Raw genomic sequence first — 22777 nt, 5'->3', positions numbered from 1 at the left:
ATGCCTGTGCCTTTACGGAAATCCGTATCGGCGGGTTCCAGTAAAGCCACGGAACCGCATCCGTGCTTGCGCACGAAGACGCATATCCGGCTTGGCGGTTCTGCGCTTCGCCGTGAAACCGCGTTCGTGCAACATTGGATTTGTGGGATTGCCGACCATGCCCCAGCCACTCACCACCGCCCCAGAGCGCGCGCAACTGCTCGCCAACGGCGAGGCCCGCGCTGCTGGCCGGGCCATCGACCCGGTGCCCGTGGTGCGGCTGTTCATGCCGGACGCGCATGTGACCTGGCTGCTGGCTGCGCTCGACCCCGCCGACGGCGACACTGCCTGGGGCCTCATCGACCTGGGTATCGGGATGCCGGCACAAGGCACCGTCAAGCTGTCCGACCTGGCCGGCATCGTCGGGCCGCTCAAGCGGCCCGTACTGCGCGACCTCTATTTCCGTCCCACGCGCATGCTGTCGGAATACACGCGCCTGGCCGAGCGGGACGGGGCTATCCCGGACTGAACCCCGCGCACTCTGACTTTTTCAGTCTGGTGTCATACCGGGAAAGTCTCAATCGGGATTCTTGCGGCATACCCACGCCAGTCTGATCCAAATAGACATGATGCCCCGCGCGGGCTGCGGCAGGCTGGACGGTACGGCGTCCCACGGCCGGGGCGCTGCTGCCCCGCCATTGAGACGACTACCGCAACGCATCGGAGCCAATCGGTCTTGACAGCCCCATCCATCTTTTTAACCCATGACGTTCTGACGATACCGATGTAGCGCGTAGTTCTTCCGTGGCGGCCCGTCCTGTTCGCAGGGAGGTTGCGTCATGGTCGATCGCAGCGCCGAGCCTTGGTATCCGACTGCCGCGTACCTGTACGCGCTGCACTTGGACGACCTTGCGCTTGCCTGGGAATACCTGCGCAGGCACCCCGACTACCGGCTCGACTGGCTGCGCCGTCATCGCCGGCCGCAGGCGGCACAGGACGCGGCACATCGCTGGGGCTTGCGCCTTCTGGAAGACCCGGTGCTGGATGCGCGCGACGCGCATCCGGCCTGGCTGCCCGGCCATGCTGCCGTGGTGCAGCTCTATGCCGATGCTGACCCGCCGCCCGATGCGGTCGCCTTTGCGTTCTGGCACATCCCTGGGCACAAGCAACTGCTGCATGACGGCAAAGGGCTGGCGCTGATCGCGCGCAGCCCCGGTCGATGCGCGCGCTTCGCGCTGGCGCCCGGCCTGGAGGATGGCATGGCTGTCGCCTATGCCCACCGCGGCGGCGCTGCCGCGCCTGCACATGGGCATCTGCCCAGCTCCGACCTGGCCGATACGAAGCCCCGGCCGACACTCGCTGCGCTGCTGGAACTGCACACCTTGCAGGCGCTCGACGCGACCCTGGCGGGCGCGTCCTTGCGCGAAGTCGCCGAAGGGCTGTTCGGCGCCGATGCCGTGGCGGCCGACTGGCACGCCGACGGCGACCTGCGCGCCCGCGTGCGCCGCCTGGTGCGGCGCGGCGATGCGCTGATGCGCGGCGGCTATCGCCGCCTAGCACAGCTTGCACCGCTTGAGAAGGGACGTTTTGCAGACCACGCAAAACGTCCCTGATCGAAAACCCCTCGCTTCTTGAGACTGCCTCCATCCAGCCGCGCTGTGTGGCCGGAGCTTCATAACCGATGGAGGTTCACACCATGCGTCCCGCTCCCTTGCGGCCTGCCGCCACTGTCTCGACCGCTGCCGCGCAGCCCCAACGCTACCTCACCAACGACGAAGCCGCCGAGTACCTGCGCCTGTCGCCGCGCACGCTGGAAAAGCAGCGCGTGATCGGCGGCGGGCCGCGCTTTCGCAAGTTCGGCCGGCGCGTCATGTACGCCGTGGCCGACCTCGATGCCTGGGCGGCTGATCGCAGTTTCGAGACGACTTCCGATCCCGAGTACGCCGAGCACCACTCGGCGGACAGCCGTGCGCGCTGATCGCTGGCGCGTGTCAGGCCATCGTCATGTCCAGCCCTGCGCTGCCCGTGCGGCAGCGGCCGATGCAAGAGCGCGAACAGCTCGACCTGTTCCGCGCCTTGCCGGGCGACATGGCGCCGCGCGACAGCCAGGACTTGATGGCCTTTCCGTTCTTCTCGCTGGCGAAGTCTCGGCGCATTGCGCCGATCGACTTCCGGGCCGGCAACGTCACGATCCGCGTGGAAGGCACGCAGGAGCACGGCATCGCCACGATCTGGGATGCGGACGTGCTGATATGGGCGGCCTCGCAGATCGTGGAAGCCCGCGACGCGGGCCTGCGGCCGTCGCGGCTCATGCAGGCCACGCCCTACGAGATCCTGCGCTACATCGGTCGCGGCACATCGCTGCGCGACTACCAGCGCCTCAAAGCAGCCCTGGATCGCCTGCAATCGACCACGGTGGCCACATCCATCCGCGAGACGACCGGCCGGCGTCTGCACCGCTTCTCGTGGATCAACGAATGGAAGGAGCTGGCCGATGCCAGCGGCACGCCGCTGGGCATCGAGCTGATCCTGCCGGACTGGTTCTATGCGGGCGTGATCGACGCCGCTCTGGTGCTGACCATCGACCCGGCGTATTTCCGGCTGACCGGCGGCATCGAGCGGTGGCTGTACCGCCTGGTGCGCAAGCACGGCGGCAAGCAGGAACACGGCTGGCAGTTCGACTTTCAGCACCTGTACCGCAAATCGGGCAGCGTGGCGCGCTACTACGACTTCGCCGCCGACTTGCGGGCATTGGTCGCGCGGCAGTCCTTGCCCGGTTACCACTTGGGCATCGAGCACGTCTCCGGGCTTTCCTCGCCGCTGCTCACGTTCCGGCCCGTGCCGTCCACGGCACGGGGATAACTGCGGGAGAGCCTGTGGACGGACTCGTGCTATCAGGCAACAGAAGTATCGTGCTATCAGGCAACGAACTATCGTGCTATCAGGCAACAAAATCAGCCGCAAACCCGCGCCAGCACTGGGTTTTCGCGCCCCCTAACTTCCCTAACTTAATTTCTCTAACTTTTAGTAGGGAAACGCCGTTGCGGTGGATAACCGCCACGCGGCCACCAACGCAGCAGCAACAGCCGGGCTTTCCAACACGGAGGGCCAGGCCATGATCGTCGCGCTTCTCAACCAGAAAGGCGGCGTGGGCAAGACCACGCTCGCCACCCACATCGCTGGCGAGCTGGCCATGCGCGGCCAGCACGTCGTGCTGCTGGACGCTGACCCACAGGGTTCATCGCTGGACTGGACACAGCGCAGAAGCCAGCAAGGCTTGCCACGGCTTTTCAGCGCCGTGGGCCTCGCACGCGAAACGCTGCATCAGGAAGCGCCAGAGCTTGCCAGGCGGGCCGATCACGTCGTCATCGACGGGCCGCCGCGCATCGCCGCCTTGGCGCGCTCCGCGCTGCTGGCGGCCGAGCGCGTGCTGATCCCGGTGCAGCCCAGCCCCTACGACCTGTGGGCCAGCGCCGAGATGGTCGCGCTGATCCGCGAGGCGCAGGTGTTCCGGCCTGCGCTGCGCGCGGCCTTCGTCATCAATCGGCGTGTCAGTACCACCGTGATCGGGCGCGAAGCGCGCCAGGCACTCGCCGACCAGCCGCTTCCTGCGCTGCGCGCGGAAGTGCATCAGCGCATCGTGTTCGCCGACAGCGTGGCCGCTGGCCGGCTTGCACGCGAGACGGCGCCGGACAGCGCCGCCGCACGGGAAATCACCGCCCTTGTGGATGAACTGCTGCGGTGGACGACATGACAGAGAAGCCACCACCGAACAGCAAACGTGCGGCAAAGCGCGTCGGCATCGGCGCGCGTCCGCCCGCGAATCCGCACGCCGAGGCGTGGATTCGCCAGGGCGACGCCGATGCGCTGGGCAAGGGCGACCTCTACACGGCCCGCCTCACCCTCGACATCACGCCCGCCATGCGGGCGCGCATCAAGGTATCGGCCTTCACGCAAGGCGTGACCGTGGCCGACCTGCTGCGCGGCCTGCTGGAGCAGGAGTTTCCCGAGAACCACAGGGAGAACACACCATGACCGCATCCGCTTCGCCTGCCGCCGTCGCGGCCACGGCTGCGCTGACTGCGCCTGTCGGCCAGCCCGCCAGCGCGCCGCTGACGCGCGTGGCGCTGGCCTACATCGAGGCCCGTTTCAAGCTCTACCTGCGCTTCGGCGAACCCGAGCGCACGCACCAGCTCGACCGCTGGCGGCGCAGCGCGGTGTTCCTGCCGGGCGCTGTGTTCTGCCGCATCCGCTGGCAGGCCAACGACTACGGCACCGTGCGCTGGCAGCTCATGGTGATGCAAGCCTGCACACCGTTGGACGCGGCGCAGCGCATCCCCGGCGTGCAGCCCGGCGCGCGCCTGTTGCTGCACGCCGAGGGCGACGGGCAAGTGCGTGCCGTGCTGGAGCGCATCGACGCCATCGAGGCGCTGGGCATCGCACCCGTTGCCGTCTCGCCCGCGTACTGGCGCACGCTCGCCAACCGGCTCGCCGCGCGCCTGCCGTTGCCCGAATACACCGCCGAGCGGCACGCCGCCTGGCTGACCGGGAGGGCGCTGCCATGACCGCCGTTTCCGCCATCGGCACCGCGCCGCATCCGCGCTCGCGCCTGCGCGCTCGCATCGTGCTCGCGGGCCTCGCCGCCTGCGGCCTCGCTGCGCTGGCCTGGGCGTCCTTCGTGCATCCGCTGCCGCGCCTGATCTACAACCCGTCCGACAGCGTGGCGGTCGGCTGGTATCGCGTCGATCCGCTGCACCATCGGCCCGGCTCGCCGCCACGTCCGTTGTCCGTGGACAGCATCGTCCTAGCCACGCTGCCGCCAGACGCCGCCGCGCTGGCCGCGCAGCGCGGCTACCTGCCGGCGCGCGTGCCGCTGCTCAAGCGCGTGGGCGCGACCGCGCCGCAGCACGTTTGCGTTTTCGATGCGCTGGTGTGGATCGACGGCGTGCCGGTGGCTGCCGTTCGGCCCGCCGACCGGCTGGGCCGTCCGCTGCCATCCTGGCCGCAGTGCCGGCAGCTTCGCCCTGGCGAACTGTTCCTGCTCAGTTCGACCAATCCGGCGTCGTTCGACAGCCGGTATTTCGGGCCGGTCAGCACATCCGCCGTGATCGGCGTCGCGCACCCGGTCTGGCTGGAGAAGCGCCCATGATCGCCGCCGATTCGCTGCGCATCATCGTGCTATCAGGCGTGCCGATCCGGTGGCGTTCCGCGTGTCATCGCGCGTGCAGTGCGAGCGCATCCGCGCCGCACTTCGCGCTGCCTTCCCACGTGCAGGCGTCTTGCCTCGAACGCGCCCGGCCTATGGCCGTCGCCGCGTTCGCCGGCGCGCTGGCTGCTCGCGCAGCAGCGGCGCCGGGCCGCCGCTGCCCGGAGCGTCAGCGAGGGGCAAAGGCGGAAGGCAAGACAAAAGGACGCGGCACCGGGCCGCGTCGAAAGCCAGTCTGCACGTGGGGTTGGCGCGGCACGGAGCGGCTTCGCCGCCGTGCCGCGTGTGGCGCGAGGCCCGCGCCAAGACAGAGCGGCCCGCGTGCTTTGCACGCTCGGGCACGCCGCAGCTTTCCTTGGAGACAGCCATGAGCGACCGCCGCGACGACGATTTCCGCGTGCGCCCCAGCGCTCCGAAGAACCGGGGCAAGGGCCAGGGGCAGAGCTTCGTTTCCAAGGTGCTCAAACAGGCGGGCAAGGCCAGCAGCGGCAAGTCCACGGTGCCCCGTCCGGCATCGGCGCGCGGCACCGGCCAGCGGCCCGGCTCGCGCCTCGGGCGCGGCCACACGGCGGCGCGCTTCGCGGGCGCGAAGCTGACGCCCATGTCGCGGCGCGTGACCATCAAGACCTTGCTGGTGAACCACCAGCGAGCCAGCCCGCAGTCGCTCGCCAAGCACCTGCGCTATATCGAACGCGATGGTGTGGGACGCGACGGCGAGCCGGGCCAAGCCTACGGGCCGCAGACCGACGCCGCTGACCTCGATGCCTTCAAGGAACGCTGCGCCGACGACCGGCACCATTTCCACTTCATCCTCTCGCCCGAGGATGGCGCGGAGCTGGAAGACCTGCGCACCTACACGCGGCACCTCATGGGCCGCATGGAGGCCGACCTGGGCACAGGCCTCGATTGGGTGGCCGTGAACCACTGGAACACCGACAACCCGCACACGCACATCGTCGTGCGCGGGCGCGATGACACCGGCAAAGACCTCATCATCGCGGGCGACTACATCGCCGATGGCTTCCGCCACCGCGCCGCCGAGCTGGCGACCGAATGGCTGGGGCCGCGCACCGAGCTGGAGATCCAGCAGACCTTGCAGCGCGAGGTGGAGCAAGAGCGGTGGACGAGCCTGGATCGCACCTTGAAGCGCGAGGCCGGCGACGATGGCCTGGTGCATGTCGAACGGCTCAACGAACCCCGCTTGCAGCGCCAGCGCCTGCTGCTGATCGGCCGCCTGCAACGCTTGCAGCGCCTGGGCCTGGCCGACGAGGCGAAGCCCGGCACCTGGGCCGTCCATGCCGATGCGGAGAAGACCCTGCGCGCCCTGGGCGAACGCGGCGACATCATCCGCACGATGCAAAGGGCCATGCGCGGCGAGCCGCGCGAGCTGGCGGTGTTCGAGCCGGGCCATGATGCGGATGGAAGTGGCCAAACCATCCTCGGGCGCGTGGCCGCGAAGGGGCTGGCCGACGAGCTGCGCGACCGGGGCTATCTGGTCATCGACGGCGTGGACGGCAAGGCGCACTACGTTGCGCTCAACGCCCGCGACGAGCTGGCGAACTATCCGACCGGCGCCGTGGTGGAGGTGAAGGGATCGGCCGACGTGCGCGCGGCCGACAGGAACATCGCCGCGCTGGCGAGCGACGGCCTGTATCGCACCGACCACCACTTGGCGGTGGCACAGGGCCAAGCCGTCCTCGGACGCGACCCGCAGGAGGTAGTAGCCGCCCACGTCCGCAGGCTGGAAGCCCTGCGCCGTGCCGGCATCGTTGAGCGCGTGGCGGAAGGGCTGTGGAAGGTGCCGGGCGACCTGCCCGAGCAGGGCCGCCGCTACGACGCGCAGCGCCTGGGCGGCGTGGCCGTGGAGCTGAAATCGCACCTGCCCATCGAGCGGCAGGCGCGCGTGATCGGAGCCACCTGGCTCGACCAGCAACTGATCGGCAGCGGCTCGGGCCTGGGCGACCTGGGCTTTGGTGGCGAGGCCAAGCAGGCGATGCAGCAGCGCGCCGACTTCCTCGCCGAACAGGGGCTGGCCGAGCGGCGTGGACAGCGCGTGATCCTGGCGCGCAACCTGCTGGGCACGCTGCGCAACCGGGAACTGGCACAGGCCGCCAAAGACATTGCCGCCGATACCGGCCTGGAGCACCGGCCCGTGGCCGACGGGCAGCGCGTGGCTGGCATCTACCGGCGCAGCGTCATGCTCGCCAGCGGGCGCTACGCGATGCTCGATGACGGCATGGGCTTCTCGCTGGTGCCGTGGAAGCCGGTGATTGAACAGCGGCTGGGGCAGCAGCTTGCGGCAACCGTGCGCGGTGGCGGGGTGTCCTGGGAGATTGGGCGGCAACGCGGGCCTACTGTCGCTTGATTGCCCGCAAGAGCGAGGCGGAGTGCCGGCATGGCACAATAAACCGATTGACGGTCGGTTTTTTCTGGACGATACTCATTAGTTAGAGTCAAAGCTCGGAGCTGACAACCTTGACCAACCACAGCGTACCAACACTTGGCGATCTGGAAATCGCCGTGCTTGAAGACATCTGGCGCTTCGGCCCGTCCGACACCAAGGCGGTTTATTCCCGCATTGGACAGTCGCGCTCGATTTCTTTGAACACCGTGCAATCTACGCTGGAACGTCTGTTTCGCAAAGCCATGCTCCAGCGCGAAAAGATCAGCCATGCCTATGAATACTCAGCGCGAGTTTCCCGCCGCGAATTGATCCAGAAACTGGTGGAATCCACGGTGCGTCGTGTCGCAGGGCCGCAGCCCGATGCGTTGCTGAGCGCATTTGTCGATCTTGCTGCAAGGGCGGATGACGACCAGCTCAAGAGGTTGGAGGAATTGATCGCACGTCGTCGGGCTGAATTGGATCAGCCGTGATGACGAGCTATGGCCCACTACTTCAGTTTGCATTGCTGTCCGGCTTCGTGCTGGCAGTGACGCTTACTCTGCTGATCGGTGCCTGCGAGCATCCATTGCGTCGTGCGCTGTCAGGCAAGGCCCCCTCTCAGCGGGCGCGGGTATCTTGGTGGATGCTGGTAACGCCTGCATTGGCAGGCATCGCCTACGCGGTGATGACCATTGCAATGCCGTCGATGTTCGACGACTCAGCCCTATTTGCCGCTGCCTGTTCTGCGCATGCCGACACGCTTCTGCATCTGTGCGTTTGGCACCCGAGCAGTAACGGGCAAAGTGCTTGGCTATGGGGTGCATTGGCGTTGCTGGCAGGATATGCGGCTTGGCTGGCGGCGCGGGCCGCAGCAGGTCTTTGGCGCGCTCGTCGAACCCTTGCCTCGCTGGTGCGGCTGAGTGGTCGTCCAGGGTATCCCGACAAACTGCGCGTGCTCGATGTTGAACAGCCTATGGCGTTGGCCTGCGGCGTCGGGCGTGGTCACATTCTGCTTTCAACGTCGTTGATGCGACGACTCAATCCGATGCAGTTGCGCGTGGTGCTCGCGCACGAACAGGCTCACATCGCCAATCGTGATGTTCTGAATCGCTTGACCGCTGCCGTACTGTCCAGCATCCAGTTGCCCGGTGTCCGTCGTCGGTTGTTGCGCGATCTGGAACTCGCCTTGGAGCAGCGTTGTGATTTTGCTGCCGCCAAAGAAGTGGGATGCCCTGTCGCCGTGGCCGAAACCATCGTTACGGTGGAGAAGATATTTCGGCAACACGCGAGGGAGCAGGTGCCGTTGACGATGGCGTTCTTTTCCGATTTTGTCCCTGAGCGCGTTGAAGCATTGCTGTCATCCAGGCACACGTCGATCTCGTATTTGGGGCCAATGCTCGGTATCGTTGTTCTGGCCTTTTGCAGCTTATCGACCGGCTGGCTGCACTCTGTGACCGAATCTCTCATCACCGTGATGACGAGGTAAGTTCATATGCGTGTGTGCTGTGTTTTTTTACTCAAAAAACCGATTAACGATCGGTTTTATGGTGAATCCGCTCCTGCATACGCGGCTAGTCCGTCCAAAACACGGATCGTTTGCTCACCAGCCAAGACCTTGTTCGCTAATTGCAGCGGCTGTTGGAATTTTCGCGGAGTATTTATCGGAGCATTTATGTCTTACCAATCGTCACTTTGGACGCGCACGCTCTGCGCTTTCGCAATCGCGCTCTCTCTCCCGTCGGCGGCCTTGGCCGCCGACGAGTTCGCGGTTTCAGCCACGCAGATGCAGGCCTTGGGCGTACAGCTACAACGCCTAGACAAACCGGCATCCATTCCGGGTATGGCTTACCCAGCTCGCGTCGTGCTGCCTCCTTCGCAAGAATACGTCGTCAGCGCACCGTTGGCGGGCGTAGTCGATCAACTACTAATTGGTCAGAATGAAGCCGTCAAACCGGGCCAACCCTTACTGCGCTTGAGCAGCCCAGAATTGGGCGAACAGCAGCTCAAACTGATGGAAGCTGCTTCGCGCAACCGTCTAGCGCAAAGGAACTTGCAGCGCGAGAAGCAGTTAGCCGCCGAAGGCATCGTACCTGAGCGCAGAGCGCAAGATGCGGAGACTGCTGCAACGGAGGAGCGAGCCCGTTTGCGGCAAGCTGAAGCTGCCTTGAGGCTGGCAGGCTTGGATGCGGGCGCTATAAGTCGTGTCGCCGCAGGCGGCTCGATGCAGGACGCGCTAGTCATCCGGGCACGTGCGGGGGGCATCGTGACTGATCTTGGCGTCAAGCCGGGGCAACGAGTCCAACAATCTGATCCCCTTGCGCGTGTCGCAGACACACGCAAGCTGTGGCTTGATATCCAGTTGCCTGTAGAGCGCCAGTCGAGGGTGACAGCGCGTGGCGGCCAAGTCACCGTTGTTGGCAGGGATGCGGTTGCGGTCACCACCAGCCTGGGAGCCACCGTCAGCGACAGCCAGACGGTAGTGCTGCGCGCGGAGGTCACACGCGGGGCGGTGTCGCTGCGGCCGGGCGAGTTCGTCCAGGCCCAAGTAGCCTTTGCCGCTGGCGGCGAAGGTTGGCCGGTGCCGGTCGCCGCCGTGGCGCGCCAGGGCGACAAGGCCTATGTCTTCGTGCGAACCGATAAGGGCTTCGTCGCCACGCCAGTGGATGTATTGGATAGCGCCGGTCAAGCGTTGCGGGTCCAGGGTGCGCTTCGGGCTGGCCAGGAAATCGCCGTTACTTCAGTGATCGGGCTGAAGGCGGCATGGCTCGGCAAGGGCGGGGGCAATTGAGATGCTGACTTGCCTTGTTCAATTCGCGCTCGCGCAGCGCCTTTTTGTCCTGCTGGTCGGCGCATTGCTGGCCGGTGGAGGCTGGTATGCCTTCCGGAATCTGCCGATCGATGCGTTCCCTGACGTTGCGAGCACGCAGGTCAAGATCATCATGAAAGCACCGGGCATGACGCCCGAGGAAATCGAAACCCGCATTGCTGTACCGATAGAAGTCGAGATGCTGGGCATTCCCAATCAACGCATCCTGCGCTCGATGTCCAAATACGGCATCGTCGATATTACGGTCGATTTCGAGGACGGCACCGATATCTATTGGGCACGTCAGCAGGTCGCAGAACGGTTGTCCAACATCAGCGCCGATCTGCCTGGAGGCATCAGCGGTGGCATGGCGCCGATCACGACGCCGCTGGGCGAAATGTTCATGTTCACCGTCGAGTCCAAGGAGATGTCGCTGGAGGAGCGACGTAGCTTGCTTGACTGGGTGATCCGGCCCGCCCTGCGCTCGGTGCCAGGCGTGGCGGATGTCAATGCGTTGGGCGGCAAGGTACGCACGTTCGAGGTCATTCCCGATCCAGTGAAACTTGCTGCGGTGGGCCTGTCAACCACGCAGTTGCGCATAGCCATCGAGGCAAACAACCGCAATGACGGCGCAGGCCGCCTCGGCGAAGGCGATGAAGTGCTGCTGGTGCGTAGCGAAGGCAGCATCAAGAGCATGGACGATGTGCGCGCCATCGTCGTGAAGGCCGAAGGCGGGGCGAGCGTGCGCATCGCCGACATTGCTCAGGTCCGCGAGGGCTATCTCACTCGCTATGGGGTGGTGACGCAGAGCGGCCAGGGAGAGGCCGTACAAGGCCTTGTGCTCGGGTTGGCTGGGGCCAATGCACAGAAAGTCGTCCAAGGCGTGACGAAGAAGTTGGAAGAACTCAAGCCGACCTTGCCGAAGGGCGTCGAACTCAAGGTCTTCTACAACCGCGCCAGCCTTGTCGAGACCGCGATTGGCACGGTGTCAACGGCGCTGCTGGAAGCGACCGTACTGGTGCTGGTCCTGCTGGGAGCATTCCTGGGCAACCTGCGAGCTGCCGTGACGGTGGCCGTGGTGCTGCCGCTGTCGGCGCTAGCCACCTTCATCCTGATGCGCTGGTATGGCATGTCGGCCAATCTGATGAGCCTGGGGGGTCTGGCCATCGCGCTGGGCATGTTGGTCGACGGTGCGGTGGTGGTGGTCGAGAACATCGTCCAGCACATGGCCCATGACGGCAAGGACAAGCTACCACGTCAGCACATGGTGTTTCGTGCGGTGCGTGAGGTGGCCGCGCCGGTCGCGGCCGGCATCCTGATCATCGCCGTCGTGTTCCTGCCGCTAATGACGCTGCAAGGTCTCGAAGGCAAGTTCTTCGTGCCGGTGGCGATGACGATCGTATTCGCGTTGGGCAGTTCGCTCGTCCTCTCGCTTACCGTCATCCCCGTGCTGTCGTCCTTCCTGTTCAAGAAGGTGACGCACGACGACCCCTGGCTGCCACGCCATGCGCTGCGGCTGTACACGCCGGTCCTCGACTTCGCCCTGCGCCGGCAAAAACTGGTCTTTGTTGTGGCGGGCGCCATGCTGGCCGTAGCCGTGGGCGTCTACACACTGGTCGGCAAGACCTTCATGCCGGCAATGGACGAGGGAGACATCATCGTCGGCATTGAAAAGCTTCCCTCGGTGAGCCTGGAACAGACGGCCGAACTCGATCTGAAGATACATCAGGCGTTGATGAAGGGCGTGCCCGAGATCACTGGCATTGTCGCGCGGGCGGGTGCCGATGAGATCGGCCTGGACCCCATGAGCCTGAACCAGACCGATACCTTTCTCGTTCTCAAGCCACGTAGCGAATGGCCCGAAGGAGGCAAGCCAGCGTTGGAAGACAAGATTCGTGGGGTACTCGATCAACTGCCGGGTGTGGGCTACAGCTTCACGCAGCCCATCGACATGCGCGTATCCGAGATGATCATCGGGGTGCGAGGCGACGTGGCGATCAAGATATTCGGGCCGGACCTGAAGACGCTCAATGACCTCGCCGGCCAGGTCGAGAAGCTGATCAAGGAAGTGCCCGGCAGCCAGGACGTCTACACCGTCGAGAACGATGGCGTGCAGTACCTGCGCGTAGTGGTCGATCGTTTGGCCGCTGGTCGCTACGGCCTATCGGTCGAGGACGTTCAGGACGCCTTGCGCGTGCAGATCGAGGGCCAGCGAGCAGGCACTGTGATCGACGGCAACCGCCGAATCCCGATCGTGGTGCGCGGTCCTGACGGCGTGAAAGTTTCCCCAGCAGAGTTCGCGGCGTTGCGCATCATGGCGCCCGGCGGCCAAAACGTCGCGCTGGATCAACTCGCCAAACTGGAGCGCGAAAGCGGACCAGTGAAGATCGATCGCGAGATGGGAAGCCGCTACAGCGTAGTGATCGCCAATGTCACCGGCCGCGATCTAGTGGGGTTCGTTGAGGAAGCCAAAGCAAAGGTTGCGCAGGCGGTGACGCTCCCCACGGGCTATCGCGTCGCCTGGGGGGGGCAGTTCGAGAACCAGCAGCGCGCGGCGGCCCGGCTGTCCCTCGTTGTGCCGCTGTCGCTGGGCTTCATCTTCCTGATCCTGTTCTCAACCTTCGGCTCACTGCGACAGGCCTTGCTGGTCTTGAGCAACATTCCTTTTGCGTTGGTGGGCGGAATTATGGCGCTCTGGCTCACGGGCGAGTACCTGTCCGTGCCGGCCTCGGTAGGCTTCATCGCGCTCCTGGGTATCGCCGTCCTCAACGGCGTGGTGCTGGTGAGCTACTTCAACCAGTTGCACGCCGAAGGCCTTTCCCTAATCGAGTGCGTGACACAGGGGGCACGTCGGCGCTTGCGTCCAGTGCTGATGACAGCTTCGATCACCGCGTTCGGTCTGATACCGCTGCTGTTCGCCACTGGCCCCGGCTCGGAAATTCAGCGACCGTTGGCCATCGTCGTTATCGGCGGCCTGATCACAGCGACCGCGCTGACGCTGATCCTGCTGCCCATCCTGTACCTGCGATTCGCGCATGCCAAGTCGGCGGCGCCTGTGGAGGTGAGCCATGCCTAAGTCTTGCCTGACCTTGGTTCTTGATCCACAAATCGAGGAAAAGTTGTTCGACCTGCTGCTTGAAGTTGCGGGTGACGAACTCTTTGTAAGCACGCCGACGTTCAGCCACGGCACAGCCTACGGGCGGCTATCGAACGAAGAAAAAGTGATGGGACGCAGCCATGCGGTCCTGGTGCAGATCGTGGTCACCGACGGGAAGCAGGAAGAACTCCTGCAATTGCTGCAAGAACGCTTTGCTGGCACTGGGTTGCGCTATTGGGCAGCGCCGCTGTCGATCGATGGAGAGATTGCATGAAGTCTTGGATCACGATGACCTTGGGGTGGGTGCTGGTGCTGCCGCTACAAGTGGTTGCACAGCCTGTCACTCCGTCCGACCTACCACCTGCCGAACTTGCGCGTGCGGCTATCGAGCAGGAGCCTTCTGTCTTGAAGGCTCGGCATGCGCTGGAAGCAGCAGGTCACACAGGGCGCAAGATCGCTGCATCTCCCTACGAATGGTCTGTAGGAATCGACGGCCAGAGACGCCGCTATGACACAGGTGGCAATTCCAACGAATGGACCGCCAGGATCGAGCGACCGATCCGAATTGGTGGCAAGGCCGAGCTCGATCAGGGCCTAGGCGACACTACCGAACAGATAGCTCGCGCCGAGTTAGCGGAAGCACGACATGAAGCCGCGCGTGCATTGGCTGACTTGTGGATCGACTGGCTGGCATCTATCCAGGCGCGAGAGTTGGCCAAGGAACAGCTCGGCTTCGCCGAATCGAGCGCATCGGCAGTTGCAGGGCGTCGCAGAGCCGGCGATGCGTCGCTGCTGGATCTCAACGCTGCACAAGCGGACGCGGCCGAGGCGCGCCGACAGTTCGACGCCACCCAGGCACAGGAGGCCAAGGCGATCCTTCGTCTTCGCTCACGGTTTCCTTCTTTGGTGATGGAGCCGCAGTCCTTAAGTGAACCTGTGGAACTTGAGCTGGACGAAGCGCAGTGGCGCGAACGGGTCCTTGCCGAGAGCGACACGCTGCGAATCATGCAAGCTTCGCTAAAGCGGGCTGAACTGACTGCCGAGAGGGCGCGAGCCGACCGGATTCCTGACCCCACCGTTGGCATTTTCACAGCCTCGGAGGCTCGTCGCAGCGAACGCATCGTGGGCATCAGCGTGAGCATTCCGCTCGGAGGGACCTATCGCAAGGAAACCATGTTGGAGGCGCTCAAGCAGGCGGACGTTGCGCGGGCCGAACTAGAGCGCCAGCGCAAGGAAATCGACTTAGCGACTGCGGAAACCATCAACGATGCCCGCACTGCACTGCGGCGCTGGAGGTTAGCCGAACAGTCCGCGCAGATGGCCCATGAGAACGCCAAGCTCGGCCAGCGTGGCTACGGCCTTGGCGAAGGGGATTTGCAATCTCTGCTGCTGCTGCGTCGGCAATCCGTCGATGCTGCCGGGGCATCGCTTTCATCCCGCATTGAAGCGTTGAAGGCGCGCAATCGGCTGCTGATCGACGCTCATTTGATTCTTGGGCTGGCCGATGAATAGAGCCGAACTGCTGCACGCCAATATGGCAGGCGAGATTGAGCGACTGAGCCCGGAGGACACGCCATCGTAAGCGCGTCGATTTCTTCACCCTAATCGCAGGAGCGCGGAGAATGAGAAGCCACTTTCCCGCGCTCAATCAAAGGATTTTTCTGAGTTTATTCAAGGTATGAGATACATGCACGAAAGACTAATTGAAGTAATGCCGAGCCGCCATCCATCAACCCGGGCACGTATTCTCCTATTTCTAACGGCAATGCTTCTCCTCATGTTCGCCAGTGCAAACCAGGCTCTGGCCCATGCTGTTGCCGAGGGCGATAAGGGATACATCCAAGAAATATCTGGCATCAATATTATCCCCTTCATGTATTTAGGGGCGAAGCATATGGCGACGGGGTACGACCATATTCTGTTTCTACTCGGCGTGATCTTTTTCCTATACCGGATGAAACATGTCGCCCTGTACGTGACGCTATTTGCCATCGGCCACTCGACCACGATGCTACTTGGTGTGTATTTCAACGTCGGAATCAACAGCTACATCATCGACGCGATCATCGGCCTTTCGGTTGTTTACAAGGCGCTCGACAATATTGGCGCCTTTCAACGATGGCTTGGCTTTCAACCGAATACAAAAGCCGCCACAGTTGTATTCGGTCTGTTCCACGGATTCGGACTATCCACCAAGATCATCGAATACAACATCTCACCTGACGGCCTGATTCCCAATCTACTGGCATTCAATGTCGGCGTTGAGATGGGACAGTTGCTTGCGCTCGGCACGATCTTGATCGCAATGAGCTACTGGCGCCGAACAGCGAGCTTCTGGCGTCATGCATACACCGCAAACGTGGCAATGATGTGTGCCGGCTTCATTCTGATCGGTTACCAAATCACCGGCTACTTCGTTTCCTGAACCCCGCACGGAGAAAACCTTTATGTTCAACGTATCAAAGCCAACTCTTGACGACCTACCTACATCGAAACAATTGCTGCGATCAACGTGCATTGCGCTCGTTGCCGCCGTCGCAATTCTGATAGCTATCGTCCTTCCCTCCGAATATGCAATCGACCCGACAGGGATTGGCCGCGCTCTCGGGCTGACGGAAATGGGGGAAATCAAGACCCAGCTAGCTAAAGAAGCCGCGGCAGATGCAGCAATGGACGCAGCCAAGGCCAGGGCCGCCGGCACGAGCACAGGGAATGCCAGCATAGCCACGCCGGCGCAGACACAAGGCACCCCTCAGTTGGCGAACGATTCTGCGTGGCGCGATGAGGTGCGCGTTGTCCTAAAGCCGGGCCAAGGTGCCGAAGTGAAGTTGAGTATGAAGGCCGGCGAGAAAGCTGAGTTCAGTTGGATTGCCGAAGGTGGCGTAGTGAACTTCGATACCCACGGCGATGGCGGTGGACAGTCGATCAGCTACGAGAAAGGCCGTGCCGTGCCCGCAGATGATGGTTCGATCCAGGCTGCCTTTAACGGCAATCACGGCTGGTTCTGGCGAAACCGTGGGGATGCCGATGTGACTGTGGTTGTCCGCGCTCGCGGTCAATACGCAGAAATGAAGCGCGTCTTGTAGTCATCAAAAAGACAGGGGCGAATGCCCATGTACTCCGGCCCTCCTGCTGATATAGCAGACACGCAACAGGAGGCCGTAGTTTTCCGCTCAGCCGCGAAGGCTGGGCTTAACCCAAGGAGATAGTGAAATGAATATTCGTCCGTTCTTGATTGCCGCCCTGGCCAGCGCATCGCTCGCTTCGCCGCTTGCGATGGCCCACCCCGGCGCGCATAACGACGATGAGAAGGCCATGCCGAAGACCTGCGAGCAGTTGGCAGATACGAAGCGGTACATCAGCGACGTGGCTTACCCCGAAGTAAAGAAGCTGAAAGAGCAATGCGATGCCGCCGCAAAGAAGAAGCCGGCTGCAACGCCGACTCCGGCACCCCGTCAATCGTCCGACGGTAAGAACTGATTTTTCAGATTGTGGCCGTGACTCACAAGGTCACGGCCACCGCCTGATTGAGTTGGCAAGCTCCGCCTTGACCCTCGCTCGGCTGCTCGGAGCTGCCAATACTCAGCACTGGCCTAGGTGACGAATCATGGTTCTAGCATTAACCGAGGAGCAAGTGCTATGTCGGCTCGGAGGGAGTGAATATTCTATGGAGTTGAGACACCTGAAGTATTTTCTCGCCGTAGCTGAGGAGCTTCGCTTCGCCCGTGCCGCAGAGAAACTGCACATTGAGCAATCGCCCTTGTCCCGAGCCATCAAGGAACTGGAAGAAGAACTGGGTGTTGTGCTGTTTGCCCGCACCACCCGCAGCACCAGGCTGACCCGCGCTGGCAAGTTGTTCTTGGAGCATGTTCGTCGCGTACTCGCTGCTGTGGAACAGGCTCGGGAGAGCGTAAAGGCGGCGGCCAACGGCTTTCACGGGCAGTTGCGCGTGGCGTTGTCCGATGGCATCACGCCATCGCGTCTATCTGCCTTGCTCGTACTTTGTCGCCAGGAAGAACCTGAGGTAGAAATCCGATTCTTCGAGGTGCCCCTGTCACAGCAGATCAAGGGGCTTCATAGCGATCTGTACGACGTGGGATTCGCCCAGTCCAACGAGGTTGGTGATGGCATCGTCACCGTACCTGCCTGGAGCGATACGCTGATGGTCGCGGTTCCTGGCCGGCATCCGTTGCTGGCCCACAAACGCATCCCCTTGGATGAGCTGCTGCGCTACCCATTGGTCTTGTGCGATCCGCAAGTGTGCGAAGGCCACGCCAAGCATGTCGAACGAGTGCTTCGCCATACTGAGATGGAGCCTTTGATTGCAGAACGTGTTGCTTCTTGCGACCTGATGATGGCGCTGGTATCGGCTGGTTTCGCGCTCGGGCTGGCCGGCGCCGCACACATTGCCGCCAGCCGTGAGCCGGGTGTCGTGGCCCGTCCGCTGGCGCAGCGCGTGCCACCGTTGACGACGTACTTGCTTCATCTTGACGGTGATCTATCCGACGAACTGGCAAGATTCATTGAGCGCGTACAGACCATCGAATCTCTGGAACCCCCAAGGCCGATACGAGGTCGAAATCCCGATGCTTCGGAGGAATGATGCCATGAAGAAAATCATCCCGTTCTTGCTGATGGCTGCATTGGCTGCCTGCGGCCAGTCCGAGACGCCACAGAAGCCCGCTGATTCCACAGTCAACGTCCCGACGGTGGAAGAACTCGCGGCCAACCCCGAGCGGCTCAAGGAACTGCGGCAGCAGTGCAAGACCGACCGCGCCAAGCTGGGCGAAGTGCTGTGCAACCGCGTGGCGGAAGCTACGCGCAAACGGTTCTATGGCGACGGCCAAACGCCATACACACCACCGAAGGAATCGCCCAAGTTCTGATTGTTGGCAACTCGCTGCATCATCTTCATTTTTCTTCTCGACACGCCGCAATGCGCTACCGCTTGCGGCGTTTTTCTTTGGCCTACCGCAGCACTAATTCTTTCTTTTTCCTCGACCTTTCTGCTCTAAACGGTCTTTGACCGGCACTGATCCGACACCGATCCTGACGCCTGCGGCACGTCCTTGTGCCGCTTCTTCCATGAGGAATCAGCGCAGGAGAAATCGGAGGCCAGGTCATGCAAGGGACGAACGTGCTGTTCGGTCAGATCGCCGTGGTATTCGGCATCGTGATCGCCGGAGTGTGGGGCGCCACACAATGGACAGCAGCAGCCCTTGGCTATCAGCTACGCCTTGGCTCGCCCTGGTTCGATTTTCTTGGCACGCCGATCTACTACCCGTGGAAGCTGTTTGAGTGGTGGTTCTCTTACGGTGCCTATACCCCGGAAATCTTCGACACGGGCGGAGCCATCGCCGGTGGCAGCGGCATGGTCGCCGTGGCCGTCGCCATTGCCATGTCGGTCTGGCGCTCGCGACAGGCACGCCTGGTCACGACCTACGGTTCGGCCCGTTGGGCGAATGCGCAGGACATTCGCAAGGCGGGCCTCACGCAGCCGGTCGGCGTGTTCCTCGGCCAGTACGATCGCCAGTACCTGCGCCACGAAGGCCCGGAACACGTCCTGACCTTCGCGCCGACGCGCAGCGGCAAGGGTGTCGGCCTGGTGGTTCCCACCTTGTTGAGCTGGCCGGCCTCGGCGGTCATCCACGACATCAAGGGGGAGAACTGGCAGATCACCGCCGGCTGGCGCAGCCGTTTCAGCCACTGCCTGCTGTTCAACCCGACCGATGCAAAGTCGGCGGCCTACAACCCGCTGCTGGAGGTACGGCGCGGCGCGCATGAAGTGCGCGACGTGCAGAACATCGCGGACATTCTGGTCGATCCCGACGGCGCGCTGGAGAAGCGCAACCATTGGGAGAAGACCTCGCACGCGCTGCTGGTCGGGGCGATCCTGCATGTGCTCTATGCGGGCGAGGACAAGACGCTGCGCGGCATCGCCAACTTCCTCAGCGACCCGGCCAGCCCCTTCGAGCTGACCTTGCACCGGATGATGACCACGCCCCACCTGGGCGATGGGCCGCATTCGGTGGTGGCATCCGCTGCGCGTGAAGTGCTCAACAAGTCGGACAACGAGCGTTCCGGCGTGTTGAGCACCGCCATGTCGTTCCTCGGCCTGTACCGCGATCCCACGGTGGCCGAAGTCACCTCGCGCTGCGACTGGCGTATCGCTGACCTCATTTCCGCCGAGCACCCCGTATCGCTGTACCTGGTGGTGCCGCCTTCGGACATCAGCCGCACGAAGCCCTTGATCCGGTTGATCCTCAACCAGATCGGACGCCGGCTCACCGAATCGCTCGACGGCAGCGACGGCATCGAGCGCCGCCACAAGCTGCTGCTGATGCTCGACGAGTTCCCGGCCTTGGGCCGGCTCGACTTCTTCGAGACGGCCTTGGCCTTCATGGCGGGCTACGGCATCCGCAGCTTCCTCATCGCGCAGTCGCTCAACCAGATCGACAAAGCCTACGGCCAGAACCATTCGATTCTGGACAACTGCCATGTGCGCGTGACGTTCGCCACGAACGACGAGCGCACCGCCAAACGCATCTCCGAGACGCTGGGCACGGCCACCGAGCTGCGCGCACAGCGCAACTACGCGGGCCACCGGCTCGCGCCGTGGCTGGGGCACCTCATGGTGTCGCGCCAGGAGACGGCCCGCCCGCTGCTGACACCGGGCGAAGTCATGCAGCTACCGCCGGACGAGGCGGTGGTGATGGTGTCCAGCGTGGCGCCGATCAAGGCCCGGAAGCTGCGCTATTACGCCGACGCCAATTTCAAGCGGCGCGTGTTGCCGCCGCCCGCGCTGGCGGACTGCCAATACGCCGACGCGCCGCCGCTGCGCGCCGACGACTGGAGCGGGCTGGCAATCCCACCAACGCCCACCGCACCGGCCACGGCATCCGCCGATGGCCTCGGTTCCGCCGACGACGGCGGCCCACGCCGTCAGCCCGAACTCTCCGAGGCCGTCGCCTACGACCCGGAGCTGGCCGCGCCCGCGGCCGACCTCGGCTTGTTCGATGACGACGACGACCTGCCGCTTCCCCTTCCTCGCCAACTTGATCCGGCCATGCAGCGCACGGCCCGGCTGGCGTCCCTCGACCCCAACGACGGAATTGAGCTATGAGCCACTACCGCCTGAATCTCTTTATCCAGCCCGAGCACGCCCAGCGGCTTGATGAACTGGCCGCCAAGAAAGGCGTATCCAAGTCGTCCATCGTCGCGGCGGCGCTCGCATCGTGGCTATCGCCCGATGCTGCTGACCAGCGCGAAGCGGCCATCGCCAAGCGGCTCGACCGGCTGTCGCGCCAGGCCGAGCGCATGGAGCGCGACCAGAACATCGCCATCGAGACGCTGGCGCTGTTCATCCGCTACTACCTGACCGTCAGCACGCCGGTTCCCGAGGCGCATCAAGAGGCAGCTCGCGCCCAGGGCAAGGCGCGCTTCGAGCAGTTCACCGAGCAGCTTGGCCGCCACCTGATGCGTGGACGGAGCCTGGTGCGCGACGTGGTGGAGGAACTGAACCCCGCTCCGGTGCGGATGGAGGACGCGGCGGCAGCCGCCCAGGCGCGGGAGCGTGCGTCATGAGCGCCGTTTCGCAGTTGCCACCCGAGCCACGCTCGTCCGCTGCGGCCTCGCTCGACCGGCGCATCCAGATGCTGCGCACGGCGATGGGGCCGCTGATCGCCACTGCGCTCGAAGACCCCGACGTGGTGGAAATCATGCTCAACCCCGACCGCACCCTTTGGGTGGATCGCCTGTCGTCGGGCCGCGCGCCGATGGGCGTGGAGATGCCCGAGGCCGATGGCGAGCGGATCATCCGCTTGGTCGCGGCCCACGTCGGCGCGGAGGTGCATCGCGGCCAGCCGCTGCTATCCGCCGAACTGCCCGAAACCGGCGAACGCTTCGAGGGCATCCTGCCGCCCGCCGCGCCGGGGCCGGCCTTTGCGTTGCGCAAGCGCGCCATCGGCGTGATCCCGCTGGAGCGGTACGTCGTGGACGGAATGATGACCGCCGCCCAGGCGGGCTTTCTGGTGCGCGCCGTGCGCGAGCGCCAGAACATCCTGATCGCCGGGGCCACCAGCAGCGGCAAGACCACGCTCGCCAATGCCTTGCTCGCCGAAATCGCCGCCACCGGCGACCGCGTGCTGGTGCTCGAAGACACGGTAGAGCTGCAATGCGCAGCCCGCGACCACGTGCCGCTGCGCACGCGCGCCGGCGTGGTGTCCATGACCGAGCTGGTGCGCTCGTCCATGCGCCTGCGGCCTGATCGCGTGGTCGTTGGTGAGGTACGTGGCGCCGAGGCGCTGGATCTCATCAAGGTGTGGGGCACGGGCCACCCCGGCGGCATCGCCACGATCCACGCAGGTTCCGCGCTGGGCGCGCTGCTGCGCATGGAGCAACTGATTCTCGAAGTGGCGGTGAATCCGCCGCGTGCGCTGATCGCCGAGGCGGTCAACGTGGTGATCCACATCGCCGGACGCGGGCGCAAGCGCCGCATCGAGAGTATCGCCCGCGTCGTCGGCTTCGACGGCGTGGGCTACCAACTGGCGGACGCGCTGGAGACGCCGTTTCCCGAGCTGCCGCCGCTTCCCGATGCCGCACCCGTTGCGGCGACTTCCCCATCCCTCGACCTTTCTGGAGAACTTCCATGACGACGCACGCCCATGCTTTCCGTGATTCCGTAAATCCGCATTTCAACCTGTCCGGCCTCGCGCGGCTGCATAGCCTGGCCCGCCCTGCGGGGCAAGGACTGATGCTGGCCGCGCTGCTGCTGTTCCTGGCCGGAACCGCGCAGGCCGCCGGTTCCTCGATGCCCTGGGAAGGCCCCTTGCAGTCGATCTTGGAGTCGATCCAAGGGCCGGTGGCGCGCATCGTGGCCGTCATCATCATCATCGCCACGGGCCTCGCGCTCGCGTTCGGCGACACGTCGGGCGGCTTTCGCAAGCTGATCCAGATCGTGTTCGGCCTGTCCATCGCGTTCGCGGCTTCGAGCTTCTTCCTGTCGTTCTTCAGCTTCTCCGGCGGGGCTGTCGTATGAGCGGCCCGGATACCTTCGCGGCCGGGTTCGAGGTGCCTTTGCATCGCTCGCTCACCGAGCCGATCTTGCTAGGCGGCGCACCGCGCACCGTGGCGATTGCTAACGGCACGCTGGCCGCCGCCGTCGGGCTGGGCCTGCAACTGTGGATTCCTGGCGTGGTGCTCTGGATCGTCGGCCATTCGCTGGCGGTCTGGGGTGCGCGCGTCGATCCGCAGTTCATGGCCGTGTTCGCCCGGCACATCAAGCACCGCCCGCTGCTGGACGTGTGA

The 22777-nt window shown here is 64.1% G+C and carries 25 protein-coding genes; all 25 read left to right on the top strand.

Going from position 1 to position 22777, the window contains the following annotated elements; genetic code table 11:
* The first annotated feature begins 157 nt into the window (after positions 1–157).
* The 25 genes from G7045_RS12465 to G7045_RS12345 all read left to right on the top strand — a co-directional run bounded on the left by G7045_RS12465 (position 158) and on the right by G7045_RS12345 (position 22777).
* A complete protein-coding gene (locus G7045_RS12465; protein ID WP_166159925.1) occupies positions 158–508 on the top strand; it encodes a DUF2958 domain-containing protein in 351 nt (116 codons plus the stop codon).
* Between the two features lie 310 nt (positions 509–818).
* Complete coding sequence (locus tag G7045_RS12460) at positions 819–1592, top strand: DNA -binding domain-containing protein (protein WP_166159924.1); 774 nt, start codon at positions 819–821, stop codon at positions 1590–1592.
* Between the two features lie 83 nt (positions 1593–1675).
* Positions 1676–1957, top strand: a complete 282-nt coding sequence (locus G7045_RS12455) for an AlpA family transcriptional regulator (protein WP_003107109.1) — start codon at positions 1676–1678, stop codon at positions 1955–1957.
* A gap of 26 nt (positions 1958–1983) precedes the next feature.
* Positions 1984–2841 (top strand): replication initiator protein A, encoded by an 858-nt coding sequence (locus G7045_RS12450; protein ID WP_142091853.1) that lies wholly within the window; start codon positions 1984–1986, stop codon positions 2839–2841.
* A gap of 253 nt (positions 2842–3094) precedes the next feature.
* Positions 3095–3733 carry a ParA family partition ATPase gene (gene parA, locus G7045_RS12445; protein ID WP_016452353.1) on the top strand — a complete coding sequence of 213 codons (639 nt, stop codon included), beginning with the start codon at positions 3095–3097 and terminating at the stop codon, positions 3731–3733.
* Complete coding sequence (locus tag G7045_RS12440; RefSeq protein ID WP_166159923.1) at positions 3730–4014, top strand: chromosome partitioning protein ParB; 285 nt, start codon at positions 3730–3732, stop codon at positions 4012–4014. Before parA ends, G7045_RS12440 begins: the two co-directional genes overlap by 4 nt.
* Positions 4011–4544 (top strand): DUF2840 domain-containing protein, encoded by a 534-nt coding sequence (locus G7045_RS12435; RefSeq protein WP_142091855.1) that lies wholly within the window; start codon positions 4011–4013, stop codon positions 4542–4544. Before G7045_RS12440 ends, G7045_RS12435 begins: the two co-directional genes overlap by 4 nt.
* A complete protein-coding gene (locus tag G7045_RS12430; protein WP_142091856.1) occupies positions 4541–5128 on the top strand; it encodes a S26 family signal peptidase in 588 nt (195 codons plus the stop codon). The genes G7045_RS12435 and G7045_RS12430 overlap by 4 nt, the downstream gene beginning before the upstream one ends.
* Before the next feature lie 424 nt (positions 5129–5552).
* Entirely contained in the window at positions 5553–7550 is a 1998-nt protein-coding gene (locus tag G7045_RS12425; RefSeq protein WP_166159922.1) for a relaxase/mobilization nuclease and DUF3363 domain-containing protein, read from the top strand.
* 110 nt (positions 7551–7660) lie between these two features.
* Positions 7661–8059, top strand: coding sequence for a BlaI/MecI/CopY family transcriptional regulator (locus G7045_RS12420; protein ID WP_025297936.1), 399 nt, complete (start codon positions 7661–7663; stop codon positions 8057–8059).
* The gene (locus G7045_RS12415) at positions 8059–9054 is read left to right on the top strand and encodes a M56 family metallopeptidase (RefSeq protein ID WP_166159921.1); all 996 of its coding nucleotides are present in this window, start codon (positions 8059–8061) and stop codon (positions 9052–9054) included. The genes G7045_RS12420 and G7045_RS12415 overlap by 1 nt, the downstream gene beginning before the upstream one ends.
* A 186-nt stretch (positions 9055–9240) precedes the next feature.
* Positions 9241–10356, top strand: a complete 1116-nt coding sequence (locus G7045_RS12410; RefSeq protein WP_142091860.1) for an efflux RND transporter periplasmic adaptor subunit — start codon at positions 9241–9243, stop codon at positions 10354–10356.
* 1 nt (position 10357) lies between these two features.
* Complete coding sequence (locus G7045_RS12405; RefSeq protein WP_142091861.1) at positions 10358–13450, top strand: efflux RND transporter permease subunit; 3093 nt, start codon at positions 10358–10360, stop codon at positions 13448–13450.
* Positions 13443–13745: a DUF3240 family protein gene (locus tag G7045_RS12400; RefSeq protein ID WP_142091862.1), complete on the top strand. Its 303-nt coding sequence runs from the start codon at positions 13443–13445 to the stop codon at positions 13743–13745. Before G7045_RS12405 ends, G7045_RS12400 begins: the two co-directional genes overlap by 8 nt.
* Positions 13742–14983, top strand: coding sequence for a TolC family protein (locus tag G7045_RS12395; RefSeq protein ID WP_142091863.1), 1242 nt, complete (start codon positions 13742–13744; stop codon positions 14981–14983). The genes G7045_RS12400 and G7045_RS12395 overlap by 4 nt, the downstream gene beginning before the upstream one ends.
* A 265-nt stretch (positions 14984–15248) precedes the next feature.
* Positions 15249–15896 carry a HupE/UreJ family protein gene (locus G7045_RS12390; RefSeq protein ID WP_240919221.1) on the top strand — a complete coding sequence of 216 codons (648 nt, stop codon included), beginning with the start codon at positions 15249–15251 and terminating at the stop codon, positions 15894–15896.
* Between the two features lie 22 nt (positions 15897–15918).
* Positions 15919–16557, top strand: coding sequence for a transmembrane anchor protein (locus tag G7045_RS12385; RefSeq protein ID WP_142091865.1), 639 nt, complete (start codon positions 15919–15921; stop codon positions 16555–16557).
* 127 nt (positions 16558–16684) lie between these two features.
* A complete protein-coding gene (locus tag G7045_RS12380; RefSeq protein ID WP_142091866.1) occupies positions 16685–16951 on the top strand; it encodes a hypothetical protein in 267 nt (88 codons plus the stop codon).
* Positions 16952–17138: 187 nt separating this feature from the next.
* The gene (locus G7045_RS12375; protein ID WP_022580529.1) at positions 17139–18074 is read left to right on the top strand and encodes a LysR family transcriptional regulator; all 936 of its coding nucleotides are present in this window, start codon (positions 17139–17141) and stop codon (positions 18072–18074) included.
* A 4-nt stretch (positions 18075–18078) separates the two neighbouring features.
* Positions 18079–18357, top strand: coding sequence for an EexN family lipoprotein (locus G7045_RS12370; protein WP_025297938.1), 279 nt, complete (start codon positions 18079–18081; stop codon positions 18355–18357).
* A gap of 236 nt (positions 18358–18593) precedes the next feature.
* Positions 18594–20594: a conjugal transfer protein TraG gene (locus G7045_RS12365; RefSeq protein ID WP_142091867.1), complete on the top strand. Its 2001-nt coding sequence runs from the start codon at positions 18594–18596 to the stop codon at positions 20592–20594.
* The gene (locus tag G7045_RS12360) at positions 20591–21055 is read left to right on the top strand and encodes a CopG family transcriptional regulator (protein ID WP_142091868.1); all 465 of its coding nucleotides are present in this window, start codon (positions 20591–20593) and stop codon (positions 21053–21055) included. The genes G7045_RS12365 and G7045_RS12360 overlap by 4 nt, the downstream gene beginning before the upstream one ends.
* A complete protein-coding gene (trbB, locus tag G7045_RS12355) occupies positions 21052–22122 on the top strand; it encodes a P-type conjugative transfer ATPase TrbB (RefSeq protein WP_166159920.1) in 1071 nt (356 codons plus the stop codon). Before G7045_RS12360 ends, trbB begins: the two co-directional genes overlap by 4 nt.
* Positions 22119–22508 carry a TrbC/VirB2 family protein gene (locus G7045_RS12350; RefSeq protein WP_166159919.1) on the top strand — a complete coding sequence of 130 codons (390 nt, stop codon included), beginning with the start codon at positions 22119–22121 and terminating at the stop codon, positions 22506–22508. Before trbB ends, G7045_RS12350 begins: the two co-directional genes overlap by 4 nt.
* Entirely contained in the window at positions 22505–22777 is a 273-nt protein-coding gene (locus G7045_RS12345; protein WP_003138984.1) for a VirB3 family type IV secretion system protein, read from the top strand. The genes G7045_RS12350 and G7045_RS12345 overlap by 4 nt, the downstream gene beginning before the upstream one ends.

Origin of the sequence: Acidovorax sp. HDW3 (assembly GCF_011303755.1) — a bacterium.
Lineage (GTDB): Bacteria > Pseudomonadota > Gammaproteobacteria > Burkholderiales > Burkholderiaceae_C > Paenacidovorax.
The sequence above is the reverse complement of the archived record's forward strand: the minus strand, read 5'-3'. Positions and strand labels throughout refer to the sequence as shown.

Bases quoted from the DNA above. Each gene is read 5' to 3' on its own strand.
- G7045_RS12465 (WP_166159925.1), top strand. From the start codon at position 158: ATGCCCCAGCCACTCACCACCGCCCCAGAGCGCGCGCAACTGCTCGCC.
- G7045_RS12460 (WP_166159924.1), top strand. From the start codon at position 819: ATGGTCGATCGCAGCGCCGAGCCTTGGTATCCGACTGCCGCGTACCTG.
- G7045_RS12455 (WP_003107109.1), top strand. From the start codon at position 1,676: ATGCGTCCCGCTCCCTTGCGGCCTGCCGCCACTGTCTCGACCGCTGCC.
- G7045_RS12450 (WP_142091853.1), top strand. From the start codon at position 1,984: ATGTCCAGCCCTGCGCTGCCCGTGCGGCAGCGGCCGATGCAAGAGCGC.
- parA (WP_016452353.1), top strand. From the start codon at position 3,095: ATGATCGTCGCGCTTCTCAACCAGAAAGGCGGCGTGGGCAAGACCACG.
- G7045_RS12440 (WP_166159923.1), top strand. From the start codon at position 3,730: ATGACAGAGAAGCCACCACCGAACAGCAAACGTGCGGCAAAGCGCGTC.
- G7045_RS12435 (WP_142091855.1), top strand. From the start codon at position 4,011: ATGACCGCATCCGCTTCGCCTGCCGCCGTCGCGGCCACGGCTGCGCTG.
- G7045_RS12430 (WP_142091856.1), top strand. From the start codon at position 4,541: ATGACCGCCGTTTCCGCCATCGGCACCGCGCCGCATCCGCGCTCGCGC.
- G7045_RS12425 (WP_166159922.1), top strand. From the start codon at position 5,553: ATGAGCGACCGCCGCGACGACGATTTCCGCGTGCGCCCCAGCGCTCCG.
- G7045_RS12415 (WP_166159921.1), top strand. From the start codon at position 8,059: ATGACGAGCTATGGCCCACTACTTCAGTTTGCATTGCTGTCCGGCTTC.
- G7045_RS12410 (WP_142091860.1), top strand. From the start codon at position 9,241: ATGTCTTACCAATCGTCACTTTGGACGCGCACGCTCTGCGCTTTCGCA.
- G7045_RS12405 (WP_142091861.1), top strand. From the start codon at position 10,358: ATGCTGACTTGCCTTGTTCAATTCGCGCTCGCGCAGCGCCTTTTTGTC.
- G7045_RS12400 (WP_142091862.1), top strand. From the start codon at position 13,443: ATGCCTAAGTCTTGCCTGACCTTGGTTCTTGATCCACAAATCGAGGAA.
- G7045_RS12395 (WP_142091863.1), top strand. From the start codon at position 13,742: ATGAAGTCTTGGATCACGATGACCTTGGGGTGGGTGCTGGTGCTGCCG.
- G7045_RS12390 (WP_240919221.1), top strand. From the start codon at position 15,249: ATGTTCGCCAGTGCAAACCAGGCTCTGGCCCATGCTGTTGCCGAGGGC.
- G7045_RS12385 (WP_142091865.1), top strand. From the start codon at position 15,919: ATGTTCAACGTATCAAAGCCAACTCTTGACGACCTACCTACATCGAAA.
- G7045_RS12380 (WP_142091866.1), top strand. From the start codon at position 16,685: ATGAATATTCGTCCGTTCTTGATTGCCGCCCTGGCCAGCGCATCGCTC.
- G7045_RS12375 (WP_022580529.1), top strand. From the start codon at position 17,139: ATGGAGTTGAGACACCTGAAGTATTTTCTCGCCGTAGCTGAGGAGCTT.
- G7045_RS12370 (WP_025297938.1), top strand. From the start codon at position 18,079: ATGAAGAAAATCATCCCGTTCTTGCTGATGGCTGCATTGGCTGCCTGC.
- G7045_RS12365 (WP_142091867.1), top strand. From the start codon at position 18,594: ATGCAAGGGACGAACGTGCTGTTCGGTCAGATCGCCGTGGTATTCGGC.
- G7045_RS12360 (WP_142091868.1), top strand. From the start codon at position 20,591: ATGAGCCACTACCGCCTGAATCTCTTTATCCAGCCCGAGCACGCCCAG.
- trbB (WP_166159920.1), top strand. From the start codon at position 21,052: ATGAGCGCCGTTTCGCAGTTGCCACCCGAGCCACGCTCGTCCGCTGCG.
- G7045_RS12350 (WP_166159919.1), top strand. From the start codon at position 22,119: ATGACGACGCACGCCCATGCTTTCCGTGATTCCGTAAATCCGCATTTC.
- G7045_RS12345 (WP_003138984.1), top strand. From the start codon at position 22,505: ATGAGCGGCCCGGATACCTTCGCGGCCGGGTTCGAGGTGCCTTTGCAT.